Below are 253 nucleotides of genomic sequence, written 5' to 3' on the forward strand. Positions count from 1 at the left end.
CTGGCCGATGCCGGCGAGCGGTCCCTGACGCGGGCTCGACGCCGGCGCGGGCGCCGCGTCGCCGATGTGCGAAACGCCGAGTTGATTGGTCGACGGAATGCCCTGCTGCACCGACGGCCGATCCGTGGACGCCTGCTTGACCGTGCCGTCGCTGGCGGCGAGCGTCAGTGCGGGCTTCGCTTCTTTCACTTGTTTCGCTGACTTCGATGCATTGGCCGAAGGGGCTGCGTCGTCGGCACTGACTGCGCCGGTT

1 protein-coding gene is annotated in these 253 nt (G+C 68.8%); it reads right to left on the minus strand.

Features of this window, described 5'->3' with window-relative positions:
- Positions 1-189: hypothetical protein (locus SB751_RS33115; protein ID WP_410749385.1), on the minus strand; the 189-nt coding region annotated here is incomplete at its 3' end.
- Positions 190-253 lie beyond the last annotated feature (64 nt).

Source organism: Cupriavidus sp. SIMBA_020, assembly GCF_046535395.1.
GTDB lineage: Bacteria > Pseudomonadota > Gammaproteobacteria > Burkholderiales > Burkholderiaceae > Cupriavidus > Cupriavidus campinensis.